The organism is Mycobacterium sp. M26, from assembly GCF_001494595.1.
Lineage (GTDB): Bacteria > Actinomycetota > Actinomycetes > Mycobacteriales > Mycobacteriaceae > Mycobacterium.
Genome location: NZ_LN929908.1, coordinates 2,068,379 through 2,092,133, shown reverse-complemented (window position 1 = coordinate 2,092,133; position 23,755 = coordinate 2,068,379). Strand labels below are relative to the sequence as shown.

Below are 23,755 nucleotides of genomic sequence, written 5' to 3'. Positions count from 1 at the left end.
AACAACTTCATTCCGTCACTGTGCCCCGATAGGCGTCCGCATCGAGCAACGCCGCCAACCCCTGTTCGAGACTATCGCCGTCGACCTCGAGCTCCAACAGCCACCCCTGGCCGTAGGGGTCGGAGTTCACCAGGGCCGGGTTGGCATCCAGATCGCCGTTGACGGCAATTACTTTCGCGGTGACCGGCGCGTAGAGGTCCGACACCGACTTGGTGGACTCCACCTCACCGAACGCCTCACCCGCGGTGACCTCGGTGCCGACGTCGGGCAACTGGACGTAGACCACGTCGCCGAGGGAGGACTGGGCGAAGTCGGTGATCCCGACCCGCACGGTGCTGCCACCGGTGACACGCACCCACTCGTGCTCGGGGGTGTAACGCAGGTCGGCTGGGATTTCGCTCACAGTGCTCCTTCGAGAACGCTCATTTGACGGGCTGAGCGTATTGGCGTGCTTTCGGTTGCCGCAAGGTGGTGATGTCCACACGATCGGTCTGGGACACCGTCATGGTTCCGCCGACCCGTTCCACACTGTCGACGGCACCGCCGGGGATGTTCATGGCGGCGGCCAGCGTCGGCGGATCGCCAATGGCGAGAACAGAATACGGCGGGCTCAGGATCTGGTTATCGATCTGCAGCGCGCCGGGAGCCCCGATCACCCAGGTGTCGACCCCCACCCGTACAGCCTGTTGGCCGGACCGGATCTCCATGGCCTCGGCACCGGCGGCCCGCAGTTCGTTGATCACATCCAGCATGGTTTCCGGCGCCACCCCGGGCCCCGGGTCGTTGATCGTGATGCTCACTCCCGGGCCGGTGGCCGCCACCGTGCCGATCAGGATCGACAGCGCGGCCAGCCTGGTCTGGGCGTTCTGGATGGCCGCCTGGTCGCTGTTGCCCGCGGCCTGCATGGCAGCCAGGTTGCGCTGCAACTCGGCCACCTCGGTATTGAGCGCGGCCTCCCGCTGCTGCAGCGAGTCCAGCAGCACCAGCAGGTCGGCGGGCCGGGCACTCTCCAGGGCATCCCCGGACTCGGTCTGGCGGACCTGGGTGACGATCGCGATGCCGAGCACCAGACACAGCAGCACCCCGAGCACCCCGAACACCAGCTGGGTCCGGGTGCGCCGCGGCGGCGGGTCCGGCTCGGTGTGCTGCTCCCCCTCGGTCATCTCAGGCCCCGAACAGTCTGCGGCGCAAGGCGGCGGCATTGCCGAAGATCCGGATACCGAGCACCACGATGATCGCCGTGGACAGCTGGGTGCCCACCCCGAGCTGGTCGCCCACGTAGACGATGAGCGCGGCGACCAGGACGTTGAAGACGAACGAGATCACGAACACCTTGGCGTCGAAGATCTTCTCCAGATAGGCGCGCAGGCCGCCGAACACGGCGTCCAGTGCGGCCACCACGGCGATCGGCAGGTAGGGCTGGATCACCTCGGGCACGCTCGGGTGGAACACCAGGCCCAGCACGATGCCCACAACGAGTGCCGCGATTCCGATCATGTCCTCTTCCTAGGGCCCGATCTGCTTGGCAAATTTAATCTCTCGGACCGGGCCCGCGGGCAGCGACAGGCCGTCGCCGCTGCTGACCTGGACACCGACGCCGTAGGACGCCTCCAGCAGCCGCATCCGCTGCAGGCCCGCGCTGCGCTCGAAGGTCTCCCGCATGGTGTTGGGCGGGCCGACCGCCAGGATCGTGTACGGGCTGGCGATCGGGTGGTTGTCCACCAGGATGGCGCCACCGGCCTGGCGGATGGTGACGTTGGGCCCGATGCGCACCCCGCCAACCGAAATCGCTTCTGCCCCACTGGCCCACAGCGAATTCACCACCAGTTGCAGGTCCCGGTCCAGGATCACCTGGCGGCTGCCGGGGACCCGCTGCTTGGAGACGTCGGTCAGGTCGCGGCCGATGTTCGGGTCGGTGACGGTGATGTCCAGGCCGGGCCCGATCACCGCGGTGGTGCCGGCCGACAGGCTCAGCTGATCCAGCCGGCTGAGCAGGTCGCGGCCGGTGGCGTCGTCGCGCAATTCGCGCCGCTGGACGTCGTCGGCCTGGGCGGCCAGCGCGTCGCGGCGTTCGGTCAGCCGGTCGGTGTTGACCTCGGCGGTGCGCACGCTGGTGGCCAGCACCTGCTGGGCGGCGCTGACACCGGGCGCTGTCGAGCGGGCCTGGGCGACCGCGCCGGCGAACACCGCGGCGATCAGCAATGCGGCCGCGGCCTGCCACAGCCGGTCGGCGCCGCGGGTGCGGACCTGGCCGGCCTCGCGGCGCGCCGCCGCGGCGGCGTAGCCGGGGTCGAGGTGGTCGGTGAGCAGGGAGCGCAGCAGTGAGGGCAGCGGAATCCGGGCGGCATGGTCGATCCCGCCGGGCGGCCGCCCGGCCTGCGGGTCGTAGCCGCCGAGGGCGGGGTCAGCCTGTGTGGGCATCGCGTGCGGCGTGGACTCGGGGCAGCGTGCGGACCACCAGACGCACCTGCAGCAGGTAGAGCACCGCCGACCACAGGTACATACCCATGCCCCAGATGACGAAGCCCCATCCGCAGGCGCCGATCACCCGGCTCCAGGTGGCGTCCCACTGGCCGAGCAGCACCAGCGGGAATCCGGACATCAACGCGAAGGTGGCGGCCTTGCCGATGTAGGTCACCGGCAGGGCATCCAGGCCGCGGCTGCGGACCACCGGCAGGGTGGCCGCCAGCACGGCATCCCGGCCGACGAGCGTGCCGACCACCCACCACGGCACCACACCGGACAGTCCGAGCCCCAGCGGGACGGCGAGCATGTAGATGCGGTCCACCAGCGGGTCCAGCAGCGCGCCCAGCCGGGAGGACTGGTTGTCGACCAGGCGGGCGATCTTGCCGTCGGCCCAGTCGGAGAATCCGCTGAACATCAGGATCGCCACCGCCCAGCCATAGGCATGGGTGACCAGCAGCAGGTAGAGGAACACCGGCATCAGCACGAGCCGGATCACCGACAGCACGTTCGGGATCGTCAGCACCCGATCGTCGCCGCGGTTGGTCATGGGTTGAACCTATCGCTAGCGGAACACCCCGGGCAGGCTCAGCGCCGACAGGGTGTCGTCGTTGAGCGGGTTGTCGTGCACCATGTACGTCCACGTCGAGGTGGGCCGGGCCAGCTTGGACAGATCCAGGCCCTGCTCCTCCTCGAGCACGTTGGCCGTCTCGAAGGTCTGCTGGGCGGCTTCGATCGCGTCGGCGGCCAGGTGCCCGAACGCGTCGACGGCCATCCGGTGGAACTCGTCGAGCGGGTTCTGCCGGCCCAGCGCGCGAAGGTGGATGCTCTCCCGGATATCGGACAGGTAGGCCAGGTGGTCGGCCCAGCCGCGGTCCAGGTGATACAGCATGATGTCGCGGCAGATCTTCTCGAGCCGTTCCTCGGAGACCTTGTCCGCCAGTGCCTCGTAGCGCTCCGGTGACAGCTCGGCGAGTTCCTCACGCGCGGCCGCCGTGCTCAACAGCGTGTTGCGCCGCTCGACGATGATGGACCGCTGCTGGGCGATGAGCTGGTTGTAGCGCCAGGTGTTGGCGTGCACGTCGAGCAACCGGCCCTCGGCGACCCGCTGGGCGTGGTCGAGCAGCGAGGCCGCCTTCGGGCTGGTGATCCGTCCGGCATCGTCGGTGTCCAGCGGCAGCTTCCCGCGCTCGATATGGGAGGTGACGACCTCGTCCTCCCAGCTGGCAAAGAACGCCGTGGAACCCGGGTCGCCCTGGCGGCCCGCTCGGCCGCGCAGCTGGTTGTCCAGCCGTTCGGTGTTGTGCCTGCCGGTGCCGATGACGTGCAGGCCGCCGAGGTCGGCCACCTTCTCATGGTCGGCGGACTGGTCGTCGACATCGGAGCCGCCGAGCCGGATGTCGGTGCCGCGGCCGGCCATCTGGGTCGACACCGTGACCGCGCCGAGCTTTCCCGCCTCGGCGATGACGGCGGCCTCCTCCTCGTCGTTCTTGGCGTTGAGCACCACCGCGGGCACGCCGCGGCGCACCAGCCGCTCGAAGAGCTCCTCGGATTCGGCGACGTCGTGGGTGCCGACCAGGATCGGCTGGCCGGTGGCGTGCACCTCGATGATGTGCTCGATGATGCCTTCGGTCTTGGCCGCGGCGGTGATGTAGACCCGGTCGGGCTGGTCCTCGCGGATGTTGGGGGTGTTCGGCGGGATCGGTGAGACGCCCAGCTTGTAGAACTGGCGCAGCTGCTCACCGGCGGCCAGCGCGGTGCCCGTCATCCCGCAGACCGTGGGATAGCGGTTGATCAGCGCCTGCACCGTGATGGTGTCCAGGACCTCGCCGGTCTCGGTGGTCTCGATGCCTTCCTTGGCCTCCACGGCGGCCTGCAGGCCGTCGGGCCAGCGCTGCAACTGCGCGATGCGCCCGCGGGAGGAGTTGATCAGCTGGACCGCGCCGTTGCGCACGATGTAGTGGACGTCGCGCTGCAGCAGCACGTGGGCGTGCAGGGCGACGTTGACCTCGGTCAGGGTGGTGCCGACGTGGTCCTCGGAGTAGAGGTCGATCCCGCCGAGGGCTTTCTCCAGCTTCTGAGCGCCCGTCTCGGTGAGGTGGACGTTGCGGCTGTCCTCATCGGTGTCGTAGTCCTGACCGGCCTGCAGTTCACCGACCAACCGCACGATGTCCAGTTTGGGCGTCTCGCGGTGGGTGGTGCCGGCGAGCACCAGCGGAACCAGGGCCTCGTCGACGAGCACCGAGTCGGCCTCGTCGATCAGGGCAACGTCAGGGTTCGGCGAGACCAGGTCGGCGACGTCGGTGACCAGCTGGTCGCGCAGCACGTCGAAGCCGATCTCGTTGACCGAGGCGTAGGTGACGTCGCACTGGTAGGCGGCGCGGCGTTCCTCGGCGGTGGAGTCCTCGGTGATCCAGCCGACCGTGAGGCCCATGGCCTCGATCAGCGGCCCCATCCACTCGGCGTCGCGACGAGCCAGGTAGTCGTTGATGGTCACGACGTGCACGTGCCGTCCCGCCAGGGCGTAACCCGCGGCGGCGATGGCACCCGAGAGCGTCTTGCCCTCACCGGTGGCCATCTCGACGACGTCACCGGCCAGCATCCGCAGCGCACCGAGCAGCTGGACATCGAACGGGCGCAGCCCGGTGGTGCGTTCGGCCGCCTCCCGGGCGATGGCCAGGAACTGCGGGATGTCGGCCGAACCCGCGAGCTCGTCGAGCTCGAGCAGGGCGGCGGCCTTCTTCAGCTGCTCATCGTCGAGCCCGCTGGCCTTCTCATCGAACTCGGCAGAGGCATCGACCTCGGCCATCGACTCGGCCTTCGTCTTCTCCGTCGTCGCCCCGAGCAGACGCCAGAACCCCCGGCTGAGGCGGCCCGGCCCGGCCGTGGTGGTCTTGCGATTCTTCGCCACGCGTCAACGGTACCGGCGGCAGTGGCGGCCAGACGCGAGGTGTCCGTGCCGAAGCTGACATTTCGCCAGTGATCTGGTCCGGCCAGCCGCCCGTACCGGGACTTCCAAGGTAGGTTCGCCGGGAAGCTACTGGATCGGGTCGTCATGCGACGCCGCCGTAGGAGGAGTGCTCGTTGGAGATGTACACGCCGTCCATGGACTGGGGGCACGAACTCGTGCCCTCACTGCTGTGGATTGCCAAAGCGTGGGCGATCAGCGCCGTGATCAGTCTGCTGGTGCTGGTTCTGCTGGCCCGCTACACGGTGTGGGGCAGGCAGTACTGGCGCATCACCGGTGATTACTTCAAGGGCCGCCAGAGCATTCGGGTCTGGGTCTGGATCGCGGTGCTGCTGCTGTCGACGGTCATCTCGGTGCGTATCGACGTCCTGCTCAGCTACTACAGCAATGACCTGTTCTCGGCGTTGCAGACCGCGTTCCAGGGTGCGGGCGCGGGCGACACGGCCCTGCGCGACTCGGGTGTGAAGGGCTTTTGGATCGCGCTGATCATCTTCGCGATCCTGGCGACCATCTACATCAGCCGGGTGATGCTCGACATCTACCTGACCCAGCGGTTCATCATCCGCTGGCGCATGTGGCTGACCGACCGGTTGACGTGTGACTGGCTCGACGATCACGCCTACTACCGGACCCGGTTCACCGACTCCGACGTCGACAACCCCGACCAGCGCATCCAGATGGACGTCGACATCTTCACCGCCGGGGTGGGCTCCTCACCCAACACCCCGATGATCGGGACGTCGAGCACACTGCTGTTCGGCGCCATCAACTCCCTGATGACGGTCGTCTCGTTCACGGTGATCCTGTGGAACCTGTCCGGTCCGCTGACCATCGCCGGCATCACCCTCGGGCACGCGCTGTTCTGGGTGGTCATCGTCTACGTGCTATTCGCGACCATCATCGCGTTCTGGATCGGCCATCCGCTGATCCGGCTGAGCTTCCGCAACGAGCTGACCAACGCCGTGTTCCGCTACGCCCTGGTGCGGCTGCGCGACGCCGCCGAGGCGGTCGGGTTCTACCGCGGCGAGGACGCCGAGCGGGGTCTGCTGCGACGCAAGTTCGCCGAGATCATCGCCAACTACAAGCGCTACGTGAACCGGACCATCGCGCTGACCGGGTGGAACCTGACGATGAGCCAGATCATCAACCCGCTGCCGCTGGTCATCCAGGCGCCGCGACTGTTCGCCGGGCAGATCAAACTCGGTGACGTCACCCAGTCCTCCAGTGCCTTCGGCTCGATCCACGACTCGCTGTCGTTCTTCCGCAACGCCTATGACTCGTTCGCCGCCTACCGCGCCGCGATCATCCGTCTGCACGGACTGGTGGAGACCAACTCGGTGGCCCGCGAGCTGCCCAAGCTGACCACGGTGGCCAGCCACGACGGCTCGGTCGAGCTGGAGCGCGTCGAGGTCCGCACCCCCGGCGGGGCCCAGCTGGTCGACCCGATCGACCTGCGCCTGGAGCCCGGCGAGACGCTGGTCATCACCGGCAAGTCCGGGGCCGGCAAGACCACCCTGCTGCGCAGCCTGGCCCAGATGTGGCCCTACACCTCGGGCACGCTGCGCCGCCCGATCGACGACCACGCGACGATGTTCCTGTCCCAGATGCCCTACGTGCCGCTGGGAGATCTGCGCACGGTGGTGTCCTACCCGGCCAACTGCGGGGAGATCGACGACGAGTCGCTGCAGCGGGCGCTGACCCAGGTGGCGTTGTCGCACTTGACAATTCGGCTCAACGAAGTGCAGGACTGGGCCAAGGTCCTCTCGCCGGGCGAGCAGCAGCGCATCGCGTTCGCCCGGGTTTTGCTGACCTGCCCCAAGGCGGTGTTCCTCGACGAGGCCACCTCGGCACTCGATGAGGGTCTGGAGTACGCGCTCTACGACCTGATCCGCACCGAGCTGCCGAACACGATCCTGGTCAGCGTCAGCCACCGCAGCACCGTCGAGCAGCATCACGAACGGCACCTGGAACTGCTCGGGGAAGGCCAGTGGCGGCTGGGCCGGATCGAGGGTAACGAGCCGGCTCCGGTCTGAGCCGACGGCGAGGAGTCGCCCCATGGAGATGTACAAACCCTCCCTGGACTGGAGCAACGAGATCCCGCACTCGCTGCTGTGGGCCTGCAAGGCGTGGGCGATCAGCGCGGTGGTGGCCGTCTTGGTGCTGGTGCTGCTGGCCCGCTATACGGTCTGGGGCCGCCAGTTCTGGCGGATCACCGGTGGCTACTTCCGCGGCCGGTCCAGCATCGTGGTCTGGGCGTGGCTCGGGGTGCTGCTGTTCTCGACGATGATCGCCGTCCGTCTCGACGTGCTGCTGAGCTACTACAGCAACGACCTCTACTCGTCGCTGCAGGTGGCCTTCGAGGGCGCCGGGGCCGGCAACATCGCGGTGCGCGACTCCGGTGTCAACGGATTCTGGCTGGCCATCCTGACGTTCGCGCTCATCGCGACGGTCTACATCAGCAGGCAGATCGTCGACATCTATCTGATGCAGCGCTTCATCATCCGCTGGCGGGTGTGGCTGACCGACCGGCTCACCGGTGACTGGCTGGGCCAGGAGGCCTACTACCGCGGGCGATTCATCGAGAAGCCGATCGACAACCCCGACCAGCGCATCCAGATGGACATCGACGTGTTCACCACCTGCACCGGCGCGGAGACGAACACGCCGACCGTGGGCACGTCGACCACACTGCTGTTCGGTGCCATCAACTCGCTGGTGTCGGTGGTGTCGTTCACCCCGATTCTCTGGAACCTGTCCGGGCCGCTGAGCCTGTTCGGGTTCACCCTCGACCACGCGCTGTTCTGGCTGGTGCTGCTCTATGTGGCGGTGGCCACCGTCATCGCATTCTGGATCGGTAAACCGTTGATCCTGTTGAGCTTTCGCAACGAGCTGACCAACGCCGCGTTCCGTTACGCCCTGGTGCGGTTGCGCGATGCCGCCGAGGCGATCGGCTTCTACCGCGGCGAGACCGCCGAGCGCACCATCCTGGGCTCCCGGTTCACCGCAATCATCGCCAACTACCGGGCTTTCGTGGTGCGCAGCCTGTACCTGCTGGGCTGGAACCAGACGATGAGCCAGATCATCACCCCGCTGCCCCTGGTGGTGCAGGCACCCCGGTTGTTCGCCGGGCAGATCACCTTCGGCGACGTCACCCAGTCCTCCAGCGCCTTCCTCAACATCCACGACTCGCTGGCGTTCTTCCGCAGTGTCTATGACTCGTTCGCCGCCTACCGCGCCTGCATCATCCGCCTCGACGGGCTGGTGGACGCCAACGAGCGGGCCCGGGAGCTGCCGCGGCTGGACGCCCAGGACAGTCCCGACGGTGCGATCGCATTGCGCGATGTCCAGGTCCGGCGGCCCAACGGCGACATCCTGATCGACGGTCTGGACCTGCGCCTGGAACCCGGTGAGGCACTGGTGATCACCGGCCCGTCGGGGTGCGGGCGCACCACCCTGCTGCGCAGCCTGGCCCGGTTGTGGCCGTATAGCTCCGGTGAGGTCAGCCAGCCCGGCGGCGGGGACGGGCAGACGATGTTTCTGTCCCAGGTGCCCTATGTGCCGCTGGGAGATCTGCGGGCGGTGCTGAGCTACCCGGCGACCGAGGCCAGCATCCCCGACGAGCGGCTGCTGGCCGCGCTGGAGGATGTGGCGCTGGGGCACCTGGGCACCCGGCTCAACGAGGTACAGGACTGGGCCAAGGTGCTCTCACCCGGTGAGCAGCAGCGCATCGCGTTCGCCCGCATCCTGCTCCGCGAACCCAGGGCGGTGTGCCTCGACGAGGCGACCTCCGCGGTCGACGAGGGCCAGGAGTACGCCCTGTACCGCCTGCTGCGCACCCGCCTGCCGGACTGCATCGTCGTCTCGGTCACCCACCGCACGACCGTCGAGCAGCACCACGAACACCATCTGCGACTGCTCGGTGGCGGCGCCTGGGAGCTTGATCGCCGCTCTGATCCGGTCGGTGTGTGAGCCTGCGCCCCAACGGTTTACGACGCGTCGGACAGTGCGAAATCGTCACCGCGCACCTGCACCGTGAAGGCGTGCGGCGCGGCGAAGTGGGCAGGTAGCAGCATCGCGCCCCGCTCGACGGCGGTCTCCAAGATCCTGCGCCGGCTGCCTGCCGACGTGGGGCCGTCGAGACAGAAGGCGCTGTTCCAGTCCGGGTGGTAGGCCTGTAGCGCGGTATGCATGGAGTCCCCGGAGAACACCGCGCTGCCCCGCGATCCGCGCAGCCAGCCGATGCTGTGTCCCGGGGTGTGGCCCGGGCATAGTTCCAGGCGCAGGTGGTCGTCGACGTCGCAGCCGTCGCCATCCCACAACTCGACCATGCCGCGGTCGAACACCGGTTTGACGGAGTCCTCGAACACCAGCCCGTTGAACTCCTCGTCACCGGGGCCGGCCACCGTTGGGTCCCAGAACCGGTATTCGGTGGCATTGATGAAATAGCGCGCGTTCGGGAAGGTCGGCACCCACTGCCCGTCGACCAGGGTGGTGTTCCAGCCGACGTGATCGGCATGCAGGTGGGTGCACACCACGGCGTCGACGTCGTCGGGTGTGATGCCGGTTGCCAGCAGGTGCTCAAGCCAATCCGTCTGCAGCATGCCGATATTGGGCGGATTGCGCTTCTTGTGGTTGCCGTTGCAGGTGTCGACCAGGATGGTTTTCTGCGGTGTGCGGATCAGCCAGGTGTGCATGCTGAGCACGATCTGGTCGGTGCCGGGAACCAGCAGCCGGGCCAGCGTGTCGGGCCCCAGATCGGCCAGGTGGCCGGCGTCGAACGACGGCACCAGCAGCCCGGCCGGAACGGCCGTGCCGCCGCTCTCCTCGATGCGCGCGACGGTGACGTCGCCGAGGTCGATCACGTTGGCGCCCAACGCCGGTCAGGCCTTCGCGTGCTGCGCGGCGTGGGTGCCGGCCCGCCTGCCGAAGAAGGAGCCCTCCCCCAGCTGGGTGCCGCTGGAGTACCCCTTGCCGTCCTGGGCGATGTTGGAGGCGCAGGCGCCCGCCGCGTACAGGCCCGGGATCACGCTGCCGTCGGCGCGCTGGACTTCCCCGTCGACCGTGGTGGCCAGCCCGCCCATGGTGAAGCCGGAGTACATTGCCCGGCCCAGCGACAGGTCGAACACGGCGTAGGGCCCCTGGTCCTGCGCGGCCAGATACTCGGGTTGCTTGTGGAAGTCCGGGTCCTCGCCCTTGGCCGCGAACTCGTTGTAGCGCTGCAGGGTTGCGGCCAGGTTGCCTGCCGGGATCCCCAACGCGGTCTCGATCTCCGCGACGGTCTCGTAGCCGTCGAGGAACCGGATGAGTGGCATCTCCGGCATCTCGGTATGGGCTTCGTCGACGATCAGGTAGGCGGTCTGCTCGGGCTGTTCGAGCACGAAGGCCGAGGTCCGCGAGTGGTAGGAGTCCTCGGTGACGAACCGCTTGCCCTCGGCGTTGACGATCACACCGGTCAGCAGGATCTCCGGCGGGTAGGCGGCAGCGGTGATGAACTTCTCGTCCATGAATTTCGTTGCCCCACCCACGGATTCACCCAACTTGATGCCCAGGCCGTCATCGTTGGGGTTGCCCAGGATGTAGGGGGCGACCAGGCCGTGGTGTTTGGTCTTGCGCGGCTGGCCCAGCTCCGGGGTGTGTTCGGCCACCATGTCGGGGTTCATCACGAAACCGCCGGCGGCGATCACCACCGAGGCCGCCTTGATGGCGCCGGTCTCAGTGAAGTGTTTCCAGCGCACCCCCACCACGGCGCCGTCCTCGACCACCAGGTTGGTGGCACCGGTCTCGTAGCGCACCTGCACCCCGAGCTCGTCGGCACGTTTGAGCAGCAGGTCGATCACCATCGACGCACCACCGAGCTCACCGGGCACCGGCACCGAGTGTCCGCGGGGCGCAGGCTTGGCCTGTTCGCAGTACGGCCAGACCTTCTCGTTACCGGTGTAGGACAGGCCCTCGGTACCGGGCGGGACGACGACCTTGCCCGGGTAGAAGCTGCGCTCGAACTCGAAGCCGAGGTCTTCGAGCCAGTTGAAGTGTTCGACGCTGTCGTCGCAGTAGACCCGGATTTTGTCCAGTTCGGGCTCCCGCGAGACAGCGACGAGGTACTTGTACATCTCCTCGGCGGTGTCCGGATGGCCCGTCGCGATCTGGACGGCGGTGCCGCCACCCAGGTAGAAGTGGCCGCCGGCCATCGAGGTGGTTCCGCCTGCGGCGGCGGCCTTCTCGAGGACCAGCACCCGCGCACCCGCCGCGGCCGCACTCACCGCGGCACAGCCGCCGCCGATGCCGAAGCCGAGAACCAGGACGTCGACCTCATCGGACCACTCGGTGACCTCGGATGCCGCGACGGTCGCCGGGATGTCGAGCCCGCTCATTTCTGCTCCTGTCTGATGTGGTCGAAGAAGGCCTTGATCTCGGCTGGGATGGCGGCGTACTCGACGTAGGGCACCCCGGCCGCCGGGGCGGACACGTAGGCGAATTTCATGCCGCCGGGCATCTCGCCCTGGGCGACGACGGCCGAGGAGGACGCGACGTGGGCCAGGGTGGCCTCGAAGTCGTCGGTTTCCTGGCAGATGTGGTGCAGGCCTGGCCCGTGCTCGTCGAGGAATTCGGTGTAGATGCTCGTGCCCGAGGTCGGAGCGATGATCTCGAGCTGGGTGTCACCGGCGTAGCTCAGCGAGATGTCGGCCCGGTAATCGGCCGGTTCGCCGTGGTGGCGGCAGGTGTCTGGGCCGAAGTGGATATCGGGCATCCGCACCCACTTCTTGGCGCCCAACAGCGCCGAGAGCATTGCCTCGGTGGCGCCGAGATCACGGGTCACCCAGGCAATCTGGACAGGTGTCTGATTTGTCATCGCTACGAAGGATATCGCCGCACCGCGCCGGTGGCTAGAACGTGTTCTAGTTAGGCCCGGGCGTCCAGAAGATCGACCACGAGACCGACCTGGTGGTCGAACAGGGCCTGGGTGTCGGTGAAGGTGTCGGCGCCGTACTGCCCGAAGACCTCGAGGCTGATCGCCCCCACCACGACGGCCCACAGCGTGGTGCAGCGCAGCACCACGGCATCGTCGCCGGGAAAGCCGAACTCGGCGCGTATCTGTTGGAGGTCGCCGGAAAGCGGCTGTCCCACAGCCGATTCGCCGCCCTGGATGTCACCACTGGCCAGACCTTTGGCCACCGCGTCGAACAGCACGCCGACCACCCGGGTGCCGGGCCCGACGGTCAGCTCCGCCGGCGCGTGGTATCCCGGCACCGGGCTGCCGTACAGCAGCGCCCAGCCGGCCGGCTGGTCGAGCGCCCAGGTTCGCATCGCGTGGGCGATGGCCATCACGTCGGCACGCCAGTCCCCGTCGATCTGCGCGCGCGCCTGCTCGACGCACTCGGCCAACTCCGAGTAGGTAGCCACCAGCAACAGGGTGAGCAACTGGTCACGGCTGGCGACGTAGCGGTAGACGGCCGAGGACGCCATCCCGAGGTCGCGGGCGATGGCGCGGACCGACAGCCCGGCCGCGCCGTCGGTGATGAGCTGCCGGCGGGCGAGGTCGAGGATCTGCGCCTCGATGCGCTGCCGGGACTCCTGTCGCTTCCCCATCCGAGCAGTCTGACACAAAACGAGATCACTGCTCTTGTTTTTCATCCGACGGCGTGGCACGCTGCAAACGAGAGCAGTGCTCACACTTCTACCGATGAGGAGTTCCGATGACCATCCACTACGACCGGCCCGGCGTGGCCGCCCGCACCTTCAACACCGTCATCCGCCACCTCGCCGAGCTCGGCATCAGCGTCGCAGGCACCCGCGCGCTGCGGGTCCGCGGCCGCAGTAGCGGTGTGATGCGCGCTGTGGTGGTCAACATCCTTCGCGTCGATGGCGTCGACTATGTGGTCTCCCCACGCGGGGCCACCCAGTGGGTCCGCAATGCCCGCGCGGCGGGCGCGGTGGAGGTCGGACCGCGCTGGCGGCGCCGGACGGTGCCGGTCACCGAGGTCGACGATGCGGCCAAGCCGGCACTACTGCAGCGCTACCTCGACCGGTGGTACTGGGAGGTCAAGGGCCACATCGCCGGTCTGACACCGACGTCCACGCCCGACGAACTGCGGTCGGCCGCGCCACTGATTCCGGTGTTCGCGCTGACTTAAGGCTGCGGTTGCTGGGAGGCCGCGACGCTGACCACGCCGCCGACGTCCTCGCGAACCTGCTGGCCGGTGGCCTGCCAGGACACCGCTGCCGGCAAGGCGCCCCAGGTGCTGTTGAACAGACCGATGATCACGGCCTTGTTGTTGTCGACCTGCAGGTAGACCGGACCGCCGGAGTCGCCCTTCTTGCTGACCACACCGTTGGTCATGGTGAACCAGCCGTTGTTGACCCGCTCGATGGTCCCGCAGCTCTCGCCGGTGATGACGCCGAAGTGGCACACCGGCTGGCCGACGGTCATCGGGGGTGCCGGGTCGGCGACCAGCTGGCGGCCGCCGGGAAGAATGTTGTTGACCGCGACGTCGGCGGCCAGCCCGATCGTCTCGTAGTCGGTGATCACCTGATCGGTGCGAACCACCGAACCGTCGGGGGTGTTGTCCCGGAAATTGGTGACCATGCCGATGAACCGGCCGTCCTTGTCGGTGACCGGCCCGCTGCCGCGGCAGTGCCCGGCGGAGAAGGCGATCCGCGCGACCGGATCCACATAGCCCAGAGTGCAGACATTGCTGTCCTGGTGGATCTCCATCCCGGGATACACCACAACACCGGGATCGGCCTGCGCCACGGGTGCCACCGTCGAGCACAGCGCCGCTGCCGCAACCGCGGCGAGGGCATATCGCAGAGGTAAGCGGGCCACCTTACACTCCGATCGGTCGGCGACCCGTCAACGACGCGGTCGCAATAGTGTGTCGACTGTGTATCGGCGTGACGCGCCGATCGTTACCAACGCACTATTGCGTACCCGCGTCGTTCCCGCAGGAATCCCGCTTAAGGGATGGTGACGACCTGTCCGACGTTGATCAGGTCGGGGTTGGCGATGCCACTGGCGGCCGCGATCTCCGGGTAACGGTTGCCGTCACCGTAGAAGCGCTCGGCGATCGCCCACAGGGTGTCGCCGGCGACGACGGTGTAGGTGCGGGGCTCCGGAGCCGGCGGAGGGGTCGGCTCTTCGATGGGCTCCTCGACAGCCACCGGAGCGACCTCGACGACCTCTTCCTCGACCACCTCGGGCGGCGGCGGGGCGTCGGTCTCGGTGCGCGACGACCAGGCCGGCCCGTCAGCGGCGTACAGCACGACGTTGCGATCGTCCTGCAGCACCAGCTTGACGTTCTTCTTGCCCTTGGTGTCGGTGTGCCAGATCGGCTTGTCGGCGGTGTAGAGCACGAAGTTGCCGTCGGTCTGCACTTCGGCGCGGACCACGTCCTGGCCGTTGGTGCCGGTCGCCCAGACCGCTTCGCCGCGGGCGGCAAGCACGAGGTTGCCGTCCTCCTGCAGGGTCAGGGTGTAGGCCCCGTTGGGTGAGGTGAGCGAATCGCCCTTCCCCAGCTTCTGTCCTTCGGTGAGTGTGTCTCCCACGAACTTTCCTCCTGTAAGACGCCCTCTTCTCGGGCGCGCGTCGAAAGCCTACTGAGGAAGCTCAGTGAAGTGTCGTGTTGTGATCAATACGACGGAAACACACAGAAAACGTTTGCCAACATCGGCCAATGGCGCGGTCTACGAATCGAACCCGAGCCCGAAGCGATCCAGGGTGCGCAGGAAGACATTTCGCTTCCCCGCGTTGTGGTCGGCCCGGTCCAGCGACCAGCGGGTGGCCTGAATTCCGATGCTGGCCAGTGGTTCCGGCGGGAACGGCAGTGGCTTGCGGTTGACCATCTCCAACTCGGTGCGCTCTGTGGGGCGACCGCTCAGCAGGTCCAGGCAGACGTCGGCGGCAAACCGCGCGGCCCCCACCCCGAGGCCGGTGAACCCGTTGACGTAGGCGATGCGCCCGCGCCCGGCCAACCCCCAGTGCGCGCAGAACCGGGTGTTGGTGTCGATCGCTCCGGCCCAGCGGTGAGTGAACCGGACATCATCGAGTTGCGGGAAGGTGATGAAGAAGTGCGCCGCCAGTCTGCGGTAGGTCTCGGGCCGGTCCTCGTACATCGGGTCCACCCGACGGCCGTAGTGGTAGACGGCGTCATAGCCGCCCCACACGATCCGGTTGTCGGCCGACAGGCGGTAGTAGTGGAACTGATTCGAGCTGTCGCCGATGCCCGGTCGCGAGCGCCAGCCGATGCGGTCGAGCTGCTCGTCGCTGAGCGGTTCGGTGGCCAGGACGTAGTCGTACACCGGAACCGTGTAGAGCCGGTTGCGGCGCAGCAGGCTGGGAAACACGTTGGTGGCCAACACAACCTGGTCGGCAGTGATCACCCCGGCGCGGGTGGTGACCCGCACCGAGGACCGCTCCCGCTCGACGTCCACCGCTGCGGTGTGCTCGTAGATCTGCACGCCGTGCTCGGTGGCGGCCCGGGCCAGCTCGAACACCAGCTTCGCGGGGTGCGTGATCGCGCAGGTCTGCTCGGCGAACAACCCGGCCAGATAGGTCGGCGAGGCCACCTCGGCGCGGATCGCCGCTTCGTCGAGGAAGCGGCCCTCCCCCTCGTCGGCCGCCTCGCGCAGCCACGGCACCTGGTGCGGCTCGGTGGCCACCGCCAGCATGCCGGTGCGCTCCCAGTCCACCTTCATGCCGTAGGTGTCGATATCGGCCTGCATCCCGTCGAGGTTGGCCAGGCCGAGTTCCTCGAGACGCTCGAATTCATCTGGCCAGCGGGACTTTCCGTTCTCCGCGCCGTGGGTGATGCTGGCCTCGACGAAGCCGCCGTTGCGGCCGGAGGCCGCCCAGCCGATCCGCTCGGCCTCGATGAGAACCACCCGCGCGCCGGGATTGCGTTCCACGGCGTGCAGCGCGGTCCACAGTCCGGCGTAGCCGCCGCCCACCACCAGCAGGTCACAACTCAGGGCGCCGGGCAGCGCCGGGTACTCGGGCCGGGGGATGTCCAGCCACATCGAACCGAAGGCGGCGGAGCCCAGCGAGCGCGCAATCAGGTCAGGATCGACGTGACGGTCAAAAACGGTCTGCACCAGGCCATGGTGCCACGCCGGACGGGCTCTACTTGGCGAACCGGGCCAGCAGGGGTCCGACGATGGCCAGAACGAACACGTACGGGGTGGCGATCGGGCCGATCGCGGCGACGGTCGTCCCCGCCAGCCCGATGATCACCAGGGAGAACTCACCGCGGGCGATCAGCGCCGTCCCGGCCCGGATCTGACCGGGCCGGGCCACCCCGTCCCGCCGTGCCGCATAGGCGCCGGTGAGCACCTTGGTCGCTGCGGTGACAACGGCGAGCAGCAGCGCAGCGGGCAGCATCGGCACCAGATCAGCGGGGTTCACCGAGAACCCGATGGCCAGGAAGAACACCGCGGCGAACAGGTCGCGCAACGGTCCGAGCACGCTGCGCGCCCGCTGCGCGGCCTGACCGGTCAACGTCAGCCCGACCAGGAAGGCGCCGACGGCCGCCGAGGCATGCAGGTGCTCGGCCAGCGCGGCCACGATCAGGGTCAGCCCGAGGATGCGCAGCAGCAGTTGCTCGTCGTCGGGATGGGAGATGAGCCGGCCGACATGATGGCCCCAGCGGTAGGACGCGGCGAACGCCCCACCGAGCGCGATCAGGGCCACCGCCATCCACAGCAGCGCCTCCCACCAGCCGCCGCCGGCGGCCAGCACGGCCAGCAGCGGCAGGTAGGCCGCCATCGCGAAATCCTCGAGCACCAGCACCGAGAGCACCGCCGGGGTTTCCCGGTTGCCCAGCCGGCGAAGGTCGTTGAGCAGCCGGGCGATCACGCCGGACGAGGAGATGAACGTGATGCCGGCCATGGCCAGGATGCCGACGGCGTCCAGCCCGAGCAGCACGCCCGCGATGGCGCCCGGAGTGGCGTTGAGGACGAGGTCGACGCCGGCCGACGGTAGATGGTGGCGCATGCTGGCGGCGAACTCGGCGATGGAGAACTCCAGGCCCAGGGTCAGCAGCAACAGCACCACGCCGATCGTCGCGCCGGTGGACACGAACTCCCCCGCCGCCGGAACCGGCGCGATACCGCCGTTGCCCAGTGCCAGTCCGGCCAGCAGGTAGAGCGGGATCGGTGAGAGCGCGAACCGGCGGGCCAGCGAGCCCAGGATGGTGAGCACCGTGAGGATGACGCCGAGTTCGAGGAGCAGCGCCACCGACACAGCCACGCCGGTCAGCCCTGGTCGACGATCTGCCGCACCCGCGCGATGCCGTCTTCGGTGCCGATCACGACGAGGACGTCGTCGGCGCGCAGCACCTCCTCAGGTCCGGGTGAGGCCAGCACGTCGTCGTCCCGCACGATGGCGACGATCGAGGCGCCGGTGCGGGTACGTGCCTTGGTCTCGCCGAGCGCCCGGTCGACGAACGGCGAACCGGTACTCACCTCCACCTGGCCGGCGTCCAGGCCGGGCACCTCCTTGGTGAGGTCGGCGAAGCGTTCCACCAGGCGCGGGGCGCCCAGAATCTGGGCCAGCGCCTCGGCTTCCTCCTCGGTCAGCCGGAACACCGGTCGGGCCTGATCCGGATCATCGGCCGCGTAGACCACAACCTCGAAATCGCCTGAGCGACGGGCGATCACCCCGATCCGGGCACCGTCGTGATTGTCGAACTCATAGCGCAGGCCGACACCGGGCAGCAGGACTTCCTTGACCTCCATGGGCTCCATCCTCGATGACGGCGGCTATCCGCGGGCGGGTTCCCACCCGGGCGGCCCGAACAGGTACCCGAGCCGGTCGCGCCAGCGGGTGGCGGCCCGGACGTCGTGGGCGATCGCCACGTATTCGCGGGTCTGCAGGGTCCACAGGTTGTAGGTGTTCACCGGTTTGGTCAACCCGTAGTGCGGGCGGAAGGTTTCGGGCTGGAACGTGCCGAACAGCCGGTCCCAGATGATCAGGATGCCGCCGTAGTTCTTGTCCAGGTATTCCGGGTCCATCCCATGGTGCACCCGGTGGTGCGACGGGGTGTTGAAGATGAACTCGATGGGCGCAGGCAGGGTGCCGATCCGTTCGGTGTGGATCCAGAACTGGTAGATCAGGCTGATCGAGAAGCCGGTGAACACCATCCACGGCGGAACGCCCAACAGCGGCAACGGAGTCCACATGATGATCTCGCCGCTGTTGTTCCACTTCTGACGCAGCGCGGTGGCGAAGTTGTAGTACGTGGACGAGTGGTGGGCCTGATGGGTGGCCCAGATCAGCCGCACCCGGTGCGCGATGCGGTGGTAGGCGTAATAGAGGATGTCCACCCCGACGATCGCGATCACCCAGGTGTACCACTTGCTCGGCGACAGGTGCCACGGCGCGACGTAGGTGTACAGCGCGGCGTAGCCGATGAGGGCCAGGAACTTCCAGGCGCCCATTGTCGCCACCGATACCAGCCCCATCGAGATCGACGTCCAGGCGTCTCGGGTCAGGTACGCGCCGGCTCCCGGGCGTCCCGGTTCGGCCGCGTTCTCGAGCCGCTCGAGCTTGCGTGCCGCGGTCCACTCGATGGTCAGCAGCAGCAGAAAGAATGGGATCGCGAACAACACGGGTTCGCGCATCTGCGGTGGGAGAACGGACAACCACTCCCCGATTCGGTCCACCCTGACACCTCCTGGCGCGAGTTTATCCGGCGTCGTCCGCCGGACCCGGCCTGGCGTCGGGAAGTGCGACCAGCAGCTGCCAGACCAGCGTGGCCAGTCCCATGAAGACGGCCTGCAGGGTCAGGACGAACACGATGTACTCGTGCCACTTGGACAGCACCTGGCCGCAGCCCAGGCCCTCCCAGGGCAGCGTCGAGAGGGCGCCGACCAGGCCGAGCGACATCACCATGACCACCACACCGGTCGACACCCGCTGGATCGGGTCGCGCAGGTGGCGGCGGAAGAATCCCGCCTCGATGCCCAGGGTGATCAGCAGCATCGGAATCACGTACGCCATCTGGTCGAAGTAGCGCGGGCTCACCGCCCCCCAGCAGGAGAACACGAAGAACTGGCCCCGCAGGCTGACTGGGATGTTCGGGATTTCCGCGGCAATGGCGGGGTCGAGTTCACGCATCACGTCGATGCTGCGGGCGTCCCACCACAGCGCCGCACCCGCATAGGCGGCGTAACTGCCGATCACCAGCGGAACCACGGCACGGACCCGCTGCCAGTCCAGCGGCATCTCGGCGCGTTTGCGTGCGCTGACCAGAGTCAGCGGGTCGGCGTTCAGCGAGGACACCAACACCAGCCCCATGGCCACGGCCAGCAGCACCGCGAGGAGTTGGTCCGCCCACACCGGCGGGTGGGCGCCCATCAGGCTGAGCAGCAGATCGCACGCCAGGATGGTCACCGCCCCGGTCCACCACCAGCCCCACAGCCCCAGCCCGCCCCCGTCGATCCGGTCGACGATCCGTTTGAGCCCCGGCCCGCCCCCGTCGATCCGGTCGACGATCCGTTTGAGGACACCGACCAGCAGCAGGATCACGGCATCCACCGCGATCACGATGATCGGCGCGGCGGAGTCATCACGGCCGAAGGCTTCCAGGACGGCGGTGACCATCTCCTCGCTGAAGGCGAAGCCGAACAGCAGCAGGACGATCACGCCGAAGGCCGGCGCACTCAAGGAACGGGATCTGGTGCCAGGCTCGGCTGTGGTCGTCACGGCTGGCCCCCCTCCGGTCGTGGGCCCACTGTAATGGTTGACGCCGGCGTCAACGGGGAGTTTTCCCGCCGTCAGCGGAAGCTGAGGACCTGATCCCCCCAGGCCGCGCGAATGGTGCCGTCGAGGTCGTCGACCACCCGGTCGACGGCGTCGATCACCAGCGTGCAACGGCCGTCGGTGCGAAACGGCGCCCAGTGCGGCTCACCGGGCGGGCCTGCCGGTTCGGCGGTGGCGGCGAAGCTGGCCCAGCGGGCCCGCATCCGCTGGGAGAGCGCCTCCCCCGTCTTGAGGCCGCCGAGTTTGAAGGTCACGTCGCGCGAACCCGACACCAGGTTGCCCCATACGTAAATCAGCTCGGTGGCATGCGCCGCGCCCAGCCGGATCAGCTTGAAAATCGGTGTCGCCCAATCGAATCGGTACAGGTACACCCCCGCGACCTCGCTGTGGCCCTCAGCGAACCAGACCGTGGGCATCCGGAAGCCGACATCGCTGGCCACACCCAGGCTGCGGGTGCGGGCGCGGCGGGCCCGGTAGGCCGCGCCGATCTGCTCCTCGGTGGGGATCTGCAACCCTGGCTGGTCGTCGGCGATCTCCTCGAACATGGTGCGAATGGCCTTGGGGGCGATCGGCATCAGCGGTGAGCGCATGAACCGGAACAGGGCGGCCTCGTCCTTGTTGGTGCCGATCAGCAGCGGGACCGGGTGCGTCTTGCCGGCCCGGGCCAGGGTCACCGGATAGTCCGGGACCAGGTCGCCGTCAACGGTCGGGGCGAAGGCCAGCCGGCCCGGGGTGGCCGTCGGGACGTGGTCGAAGACATGTGCCGAGGCATCGACCAGTGCCTGCACCGGTGCGCGGTGGGCCTCCTGCGCGGTCATACCGAGCCGGTCGAGCACGAGCTGAGCCACCGCGCGGGCGCGGCTGCTGTCGTACACCGAGGTGGCGGGCGAGCTCTGGGCGATCGCCCGGGAGAACAGGCCGGCGGCCTGCGGCACCGTCAGCAGCGTCGTGACGATCCCGGCACCTGCCGATTCACCGAACAGCGTGACCCGCTCCGGGTCGCCGCCGAACCCGGCGATGTTGTCGCGCACCCAGCGCAACGCGGCCAGCACATCGCGCAATGCGACGTTGCTGTCGAAGCTCGGGTCGAATGACGAGAAGTCGACGAACCCCAGTGCGCCGAGCCGGTAGTTGATGGTCACCACGACGACGTCGGAGTCAGCCGCCAGGGTGGTGCCGTCGTAGAGCGGCTGACTGCCGGAGCCGAAGATGTAGGCCCCACCGTGCACCCAGACCATGACCGGTTTGGGATCACCTGACGAGTCGTCGGCTGAATCGGAGGGTGCCCAGATGTTGAGGAACAGGCAGTCCTCGTCGGCGCGGGTACCCAGCCCCATCGGGATCGGGCTGCGCGGCTGCGGGCTGACCGGGCCGAACGTCGTGGCGTCGTGGACCTCGGTCCACGGCTGGGGTGGCTGCGGGGCGCGCCAGCGCAGGTCGCCGACCGGAGCCGCGGCGTAGCGAATCCCCTTCCAGGTCCGCACCCGGCCGTCATCACTGCCCCGGACCGGTCCGTACCCGGTCTGCACCACATTCGCTGTCATCGTTCTCCTCACCACCTGTCCACGTTACCGACGGGTAATGGCCGTGGCCGCTGTGCGGGGCGTAGGGCTGCTCACATGACCGATATCCTGGCCGGGCTGATCACTCTCGGATTGGCGCGGAGTGGCCAACGGAGGTGCCGCGGGTGCGGAAGTGGGGTCTGCTGTTGGGGGCCATCAGCACCGAGGTCACCGCAACCCTGTCGCTGCGCGCTTCCCTCGACCAATCCGCCTGGCTGATCGTCGTGGTGTCGGGCTACATCGCCTCGTTCTTCTTCCTCACCATGGTGTTGCGGGCCGGCATGCCGGTCGGGGTGGCCTACGGCATCTGGGGTGCGTTGGGCACCGCCATCACCGCCGCGCTGGGGACGGTGATCTTCGACGACCCGTTCACCACGCCGATCATCGCCGGGATCGCCCTGATCATCGCCGGGGTGTTGATGGTGGAACTCGGGTCCCGGCACTCCGGGGACCGCAGCTCATGATGTGGCTGACGCTGGCCGGCGCGATTCTGGTGGAGGTGTTCGCCACGCTGTCGCTGCGCGCCTCCAATGGTTTCCGCAACCGGAAGTGGATCGTCCCGGTGGTGTCGGGCTATGTGGTGGCGTTCACGTTGCTGGCGCTCACGCTGGCGCAGGGTATGCCGGTCGGCATCGCCTACGGGGTCTGGTCGGCGGCCGGGGTCGCGCTGGTCGCGGTGATCGCCCGCGCGATCTTCGGCGAGCCGCTGACCCCGGTGATGATCGGCGGCATCGCGCTGATCATCGCCGGTGTGCTCACGATCGAACTGAGCGGATCCGCGGGCTGAGCACCCGGGCCAGCAGGACGGCCGCGACACCGGCCACCGGCACGATCAGCAGGCCCGCTCGCAGGCTGGCCGCATCGGCGATCGCCCCCACCACGATCGGCGCGGTCAGAAAGCCCACCCGCATCAGCCAGCTCAGCACCGTCACCCCGGTGCCCGCCCGCAGCCCCGGCACCTCGTCGGCGGCGTGGAAGGCGGCCGGCACCAGAGTGGCCGAGCCGAATCCCGCGGCGGCGAACCCGACGATCGTGCCGGGCACCGTCGGGAACGCCAGTGCGACACCCATCCCGACGGCGATCAGCACACCACCGGAACGCACCACCGCCCGCTGCCCGAACCGGTCCACCATCCGGTCACCGAGCAGCCGCCCGACGAACTGGAAACCGACGACAGCCACGAATCCCAAGGCGGCCAGGGCGGCCGGGGCGCCCAGCGAATCGCGCAGATAGAGCGACGCCCACGAGTTACCGGCGTCCTCGATCACCGACCCGGCGATCGCGATCCCCACCAGCGCGGCCAGCACCAGGTACACCGATCGCCGCGAGCCCGCCGAGGTGGACGAGGTATCGGCCTCCGCGGCCGCGTGGTCGTGGCCCGGCAGCAGGAAGCGGTAACTCACCAGACATGTCACGCTCAACAGCACGCCGGAGACCGACAGCTGGACCGTCCGCGGGATGTGCAGATAGATCGCGCCGGCGCCCATCAGTCCGCCCAGCACCGCGCCCATCGACCACACCGCGTGCAGCGAGTTGATGATGAACCGGCCGTAATTGCGCTGTACCCGCAGCCCGTGCACGTTCTGCGCCACATCGACCACCGAATCCGCCGCCCCGGCGCAGAACAGTGCCGCCGCCAGCAGCACACCCGACGGTGCCAGCCCGGCAGCCAGGACGAACGCCGCGAGCAGCACACTGCCCGCCACCGCGACCACCGACGAGCGGAACCGCCGGATCAGCGTCGGGGCGGCCGGACCGGTGAGCAGCGCGCCGGCCGAGAACGCCGCCACCGCGAGACCGAAGACGGTGTTGCTCAGCGCAAGGTCGGACTTGATCTCCGGATAGCGCGGCAGCAGGTTGGCGAAGAGTGCGCCGTTGGTGAGGAACAACGCCGCGACCGCGACCCGCGACCGCCGATCGCGGATGTCCGGTTCTTGGCTGCTCACGTGGCGCGACGGTACCGCAGGTGCGGGTGATCCGCTGTACTGCACGCGATCGCGGGTAACC

General features: G+C 68.3%; 24 protein-coding genes. 5 read left to right on the top strand and 19 right to left on the bottom strand.

Going from position 1 to position 23,755, the window contains the following annotated elements; all coding sequences use genetic code 11:
* Positions 1–7: 7 nt before the first annotated feature.
* From gcvH to secA2, 6 genes are read right to left on the bottom strand one after another with little or no spacing between them, the layout of a single operon-like run.
* Entirely contained in the window at positions 8–403 is a 396-nt protein-coding gene (gene gcvH, locus BN3385_RS19255; RefSeq protein WP_059019072.1) for a glycine cleavage system protein GcvH, read from the bottom strand.
* Between the two features lie 19 nt (positions 404–422).
* Entirely contained in the window at positions 423–1,163 is a 741-nt protein-coding gene (locus tag BN3385_RS19250) for a DUF881 domain-containing protein (RefSeq protein WP_059019070.1), read from the bottom strand.
* 1 nt (position 1,164) lies between these two features.
* Positions 1,165–1,497: a small basic family protein gene (locus BN3385_RS19245; protein ID WP_059019068.1), complete on the bottom strand. Its 333-nt coding sequence runs from the start codon at positions 1,495–1,497 to the stop codon at positions 1,165–1,167.
* A gap of 9 nt (positions 1,498–1,506) precedes the next feature.
* A complete protein-coding gene (locus tag BN3385_RS19240) occupies positions 1,507–2,421 on the bottom strand; it encodes a DUF881 domain-containing protein (protein ID WP_059019066.1) in 915 nt (304 codons plus the stop codon).
* On the bottom strand, positions 2,405–3,013 hold the full coding sequence (locus tag BN3385_RS19235) for a CDP-alcohol phosphatidyltransferase family protein (RefSeq protein WP_059019064.1): 609 nt from the start codon (positions 3,011–3,013) through the stop codon (positions 2,405–2,407). The genes BN3385_RS19240 and BN3385_RS19235 overlap by 17 nt, the downstream gene beginning before the upstream one ends.
* A gap of 15 nt (positions 3,014–3,028) precedes the next feature.
* On the bottom strand, positions 3,029–5,374 hold the full coding sequence (secA2, locus tag BN3385_RS19230) for an accessory Sec system translocase SecA2 (RefSeq protein WP_059019062.1): 2,346 nt from the start codon (positions 5,372–5,374) through the stop codon (positions 3,029–3,031).
* Between the two features lie 173 nt (positions 5,375–5,547).
* On the opposite strand from secA2, the gene BN3385_RS19225 reads away from it, so the two are divergent.
* Together BN3385_RS19225 and BN3385_RS19220 are read left to right on the top strand one after the other, a co-directional pair.
* Positions 5,548–7,464: an ABC transporter ATP-binding protein/permease gene (locus tag BN3385_RS19225; protein ID WP_502688079.1), complete on the top strand. Its 1,917-nt coding sequence runs from the start codon at positions 5,548–5,550 to the stop codon at positions 7,462–7,464.
* A 22-nt stretch (positions 7,465–7,486) separates the two neighbouring features.
* A complete protein-coding gene (locus BN3385_RS19220) occupies positions 7,487–9,400 on the top strand; it encodes an ABC transporter ATP-binding protein/permease (protein WP_059019058.1) in 1,914 nt (637 codons plus the stop codon).
* Positions 9,401–9,417: 17 nt separating this feature from the next.
* On the opposite strand, the gene BN3385_RS19215 is transcribed toward BN3385_RS19220, so the two are convergent.
* From BN3385_RS19215 to BN3385_RS19200, 4 genes are read right to left on the bottom strand one after another with little or no spacing between them, the layout of a single operon-like run.
* Entirely contained in the window at positions 9,418–10,293 is an 876-nt protein-coding gene (locus BN3385_RS19215; protein WP_156432811.1) for an MBL fold metallo-hydrolase, read from the bottom strand.
* 18 nt (positions 10,294–10,311) lie between these two features.
* The gene (locus tag BN3385_RS19210; RefSeq protein WP_059019054.1) at positions 10,312–11,802 is read right to left on the bottom strand and encodes an FAD-binding protein; all 1,491 of its coding nucleotides are present in this window, start codon (positions 11,800–11,802) and stop codon (positions 10,312–10,314) included.
* Entirely contained in the window at positions 11,799–12,281 is a 483-nt protein-coding gene (locus BN3385_RS19205; protein WP_059019052.1) for a VOC family protein, read from the bottom strand. Before BN3385_RS19205 ends, BN3385_RS19210 begins: the two co-directional genes overlap by 4 nt.
* Positions 12,282–12,331: 50 nt before the next feature.
* Entirely contained in the window at positions 12,332–13,018 is a 687-nt protein-coding gene (locus BN3385_RS19200; RefSeq protein ID WP_059019050.1) for a TetR/AcrR family transcriptional regulator, read from the bottom strand.
* 107 nt (positions 13,019–13,125) lie between these two features.
* On the opposite strand from BN3385_RS19200, the gene BN3385_RS19195 reads away from it, so the two are divergent.
* Positions 13,126–13,563: a nitroreductase/quinone reductase family protein gene (locus tag BN3385_RS19195; RefSeq protein WP_059019048.1), complete on the top strand. Its 438-nt coding sequence runs from the start codon at positions 13,126–13,128 to the stop codon at positions 13,561–13,563.
* Here the strand turns inward: BN3385_RS19195 and BN3385_RS19190 are convergent.
* The 8 genes from BN3385_RS19190 to BN3385_RS19155 all read right to left on the bottom strand — a co-directional run bounded on the left by BN3385_RS19190 (position 13,560) and on the right by BN3385_RS19155 (position 21,730).
* Positions 13,560–14,255: an Rv1815 family serine proteinase gene (locus BN3385_RS19190; RefSeq protein ID WP_502688078.1), complete on the bottom strand. Its 696-nt coding sequence runs from the start codon at positions 14,253–14,255 to the stop codon at positions 13,560–13,562. The two genes, BN3385_RS19195 and BN3385_RS19190, sit on opposite strands and share 4 nt — an antisense overlap.
* A 131-nt stretch (positions 14,256–14,386) precedes the next feature.
* Positions 14,387–14,974 carry a LysM peptidoglycan-binding domain-containing protein gene (locus tag BN3385_RS19185; RefSeq protein WP_059019046.1) on the bottom strand — a complete coding sequence of 196 codons (588 nt, stop codon included), beginning with the start codon at positions 14,972–14,974 and terminating at the stop codon, positions 14,387–14,389.
* A gap of 138 nt (positions 14,975–15,112) precedes the next feature.
* Positions 15,113–16,519 (bottom strand): NAD(P)/FAD-dependent oxidoreductase, encoded by a 1,407-nt coding sequence (locus BN3385_RS19180; RefSeq protein ID WP_059019044.1) that lies wholly within the window; start codon positions 16,517–16,519, stop codon positions 15,113–15,115.
* A gap of 28 nt (positions 16,520–16,547) precedes the next feature.
* The gene (locus tag BN3385_RS19175; RefSeq protein ID WP_059019042.1) at positions 16,548–17,672 is read right to left on the bottom strand and encodes a cation:proton antiporter; all 1,125 of its coding nucleotides are present in this window, start codon (positions 17,670–17,672) and stop codon (positions 16,548–16,550) included.
* Between the two features lie 5 nt (positions 17,673–17,677).
* Complete coding sequence (locus BN3385_RS19170; RefSeq protein WP_059019040.1) at positions 17,678–18,160, bottom strand: cation:proton antiporter regulatory subunit; 483 nt, start codon at positions 18,158–18,160, stop codon at positions 17,678–17,680.
* Positions 18,161–18,184: 24 nt separating this feature from the next.
* The gene (locus BN3385_RS19165) at positions 18,185–19,045 is read right to left on the bottom strand and encodes a sterol desaturase family protein (RefSeq protein WP_059019038.1); all 861 of its coding nucleotides are present in this window, start codon (positions 19,043–19,045) and stop codon (positions 18,185–18,187) included.
* Positions 19,046–19,109: 64 nt separating this feature from the next.
* Positions 19,110–20,090, bottom strand: coding sequence for a hypothetical protein (locus BN3385_RS27785; RefSeq protein WP_082690549.1), 981 nt, complete (start codon positions 20,088–20,090; stop codon positions 19,110–19,112).
* 110 nt (positions 20,091–20,200) lie between these two features.
* Complete coding sequence (locus tag BN3385_RS19155; RefSeq protein WP_059019037.1) at positions 20,201–21,730, bottom strand: carboxylesterase/lipase family protein; 1,530 nt, start codon at positions 21,728–21,730, stop codon at positions 20,201–20,203.
* 143 nt (positions 21,731–21,873) lie between these two features.
* On the opposite strand from BN3385_RS19155, the gene BN3385_RS19150 reads away from it, so the two are divergent.
* Both BN3385_RS19150 and BN3385_RS19145 read left to right on the top strand, forming a co-directional pair.
* Positions 21,874–22,212: a DMT family transporter gene (locus BN3385_RS19150; RefSeq protein WP_059022157.1), complete on the top strand. Its 339-nt coding sequence runs from the start codon at positions 21,874–21,876 to the stop codon at positions 22,210–22,212.
* A complete protein-coding gene (locus BN3385_RS19145) occupies positions 22,212–22,535 on the top strand; it encodes a DMT family transporter (RefSeq protein ID WP_059019035.1) in 324 nt (107 codons plus the stop codon). Before BN3385_RS19150 ends, BN3385_RS19145 begins: the two co-directional genes overlap by 1 nt.
* On the opposite strand, the gene BN3385_RS19140 is transcribed toward BN3385_RS19145, so the two are convergent.
* Positions 22,504–23,694: an MFS transporter gene (locus BN3385_RS19140; protein ID WP_059019033.1), complete on the bottom strand. Its 1,191-nt coding sequence runs from the start codon at positions 23,692–23,694 to the stop codon at positions 22,504–22,506. The genes BN3385_RS19145 and BN3385_RS19140 overlap by 32 nt on opposite strands.
* Positions 23,695–23,755: the final 61 nt, after the last annotated feature.

Excerpts from the sequence above, each read along its gene's own strand:
- BN3385_RS19250 (WP_059019070.1), bottom strand. The coding sequence starts at position 1,163 with ATGACCGAGGGGGAGCAGCACACCGAGCCGGACCCGCCGCCGCGGCGC.
- BN3385_RS19245 (WP_059019068.1), bottom strand. The coding sequence starts at position 1,497 with ATGATCGGAATCGCGGCACTCGTTGTGGGCATCGTGCTGGGCCTGGTG.
- BN3385_RS19240 (WP_059019066.1), bottom strand. The coding sequence starts at position 2,421 with ATGCCCACACAGGCTGACCCCGCCCTCGGCGGCTACGACCCGCAGGCC.
- BN3385_RS19235 (WP_059019064.1), bottom strand. The coding sequence starts at position 3,013 with ATGACCAACCGCGGCGACGATCGGGTGCTGACGATCCCGAACGTGCTG.
- BN3385_RS19220 (WP_059019058.1), top strand. The coding sequence starts at position 7,487 with ATGGAGATGTACAAACCCTCCCTGGACTGGAGCAACGAGATCCCGCAC.
- BN3385_RS19210 (WP_059019054.1), bottom strand. The coding sequence starts at position 11,802 with ATGAGCGGGCTCGACATCCCGGCGACCGTCGCGGCATCCGAGGTCACC.
- BN3385_RS19205 (WP_059019052.1), bottom strand. The coding sequence starts at position 12,281 with ATGACAAATCAGACACCTGTCCAGATTGCCTGGGTGACCCGTGATCTC.
- BN3385_RS19200 (WP_059019050.1), bottom strand. The coding sequence starts at position 13,018 with ATGGGGAAGCGACAGGAGTCCCGGCAGCGCATCGAGGCGCAGATCCTC.
- BN3385_RS19195 (WP_059019048.1), top strand. The coding sequence starts at position 13,126 with ATGACCATCCACTACGACCGGCCCGGCGTGGCCGCCCGCACCTTCAAC.
- BN3385_RS19170 (WP_059019040.1), bottom strand. The coding sequence starts at position 18,160 with ATGGAGGTCAAGGAAGTCCTGCTGCCCGGTGTCGGCCTGCGCTATGAG.
- BN3385_RS19165 (WP_059019038.1), bottom strand. The coding sequence starts at position 19,045 with ATGCGCGAACCCGTGTTGTTCGCGATCCCATTCTTTCTGCTGCTGCTG.
- BN3385_RS19155 (WP_059019037.1), bottom strand. The coding sequence starts at position 21,730 with ATGACAGCGAATGTGGTGCAGACCGGGTACGGACCGGTCCGGGGCAGT.
- BN3385_RS19145 (WP_059019035.1), top strand. The coding sequence starts at position 22,212 with ATGTGGCTGACGCTGGCCGGCGCGATTCTGGTGGAGGTGTTCGCCACG.